This is a genomic window from Vibrio hepatarius (assembly GCF_011806575.1).
Taxonomy (GTDB): domain Bacteria; phylum Pseudomonadota; class Gammaproteobacteria; order Enterobacterales; family Vibrionaceae; genus Vibrio; species Vibrio hepatarius_A.
This window is the reverse complement of record NZ_JAATOO010000065.1, coordinates 1-1298: the sequence shown is the minus strand read 5'-3', so window position 1 is coordinate 1298 and position 1298 is coordinate 1. Positions and strand designations below refer to the sequence as shown.

Genomic DNA, 1298 nt, shown 5'->3' with positions numbered 1-1298 from the left:
AATATTCTTCCATATCAATCCTTAATATGTGTGATGAACTCTACTGCGTTATAACGCCGCGTTAAGTAGTGAGCAACGCCACCACGAAACCTAACCATAACACCGTAAACACGAAGCCCAACGATGGAATGAAAAATGCCATGCGTTGGGAATCTGTCTTAAACGCTTTGTTATGAGCGTGCTCATTTGGTCAGATAGTATAAAGCACCACCAGCAATAAGATTTACGATGAATGATAGGATAACCGAGCCAATTAACTTTAAAGTGCTATTCTGAGAGCGTGCGGCTACTTTAGTTTGTCTATTTTTGTCACCACCAGTAATGTTAAAAATACTATATACTTGGCTTCTTCTAGCCCATATCTCTATTCTGCTATTGAAATTAGTCGCTGCACTTCTAACAAACATAAATGAACAAAAAGCCAGTAGGCTATATGGTTGCACATCAGAGACAGGCAGTGATTTTAACCAGAAGAAACACCCCAAAACAAACAACATAGGGAAAACCCAGTCGTTCAAAATAAAAATTCGAGGTAGGTTATTTTGAATTTTTTGATGAATCGTAACAAATGATTGAGGGTTTGGAGCAGCTTTAGCCCAGCGACTAACAATACTGAAGATTTCCTCTGAAGTATTTTGGGTTGCTCCATTAACAGAAACAGAAACAGCACCCAGCTCAAAATCTAAGTTATCAAACTCTGAATGGTCTTTCGATAGTGCAGCTTGGAATAATGTGAGTGGATTTACCGGGTTCGCAATACGAACCGTTATTTGCATTTCATTTTCTATGCCATCTAACTCATGGGCAATGACCCAGTTAAGAATCACCTTGTCAACGCATTTGTCCGAGCTAGAAATTACATTTTCTAGCTCTGCAAGGTTTGTATTCTCATAGTGGGTACTATCCGTAAAACTAACAAGAAATTGAAAACCAGCCTTTGTTGGATTTAGATACCTCAGTTTTTCTCCCATTGCAGCTTGTAATCCAAGCAGTTCACGACAACTACAGGTAAACTTATGTTCTATTAGTTTTGTCGTACTACCAAGCTTTGACCTTGTCGCTACATACGGCTTTGACAATGATGCCGTCATATCTTCCAAATTTGCCACATCTGACATTTATTACTCCTATACTAATTATTTTTATAAGCTCATAACGCCCAATTAAGGGGTGAGCAACGCTACCACCCAACCTAAAGCATTGTGCCATAAACACTAGAACTGAAGTAGAAGCAAAAATGCCAAGCGTTGGGAATCCCTCTTAAATTGTTTGTTATATGCCTTTACGACTTACCCAAA

Annotated in this window: 1 protein-coding gene; it reads right to left on the bottom strand. The window is 38.8% G+C overall.

The features are described 5' to 3' along the window. Positions 1-182: 182 nt before the first annotated feature. Complete coding sequence (locus HCZ42_RS21660) at positions 183-1118, bottom strand: hypothetical protein (protein ID WP_167422728.1); 936 nt, start codon at positions 1116-1118, stop codon at positions 183-185. Between the last annotated feature and the right edge of the window lie 180 nt (positions 1119-1298).

Coding starts and splice junctions, on each gene's coding strand:
- HCZ42_RS21660 (WP_167422728.1), bottom strand. CDS start 1,118: ATGTCAGATGTGGCAAATTTGGAAGATATGACGGCATCATTGTCAAAG.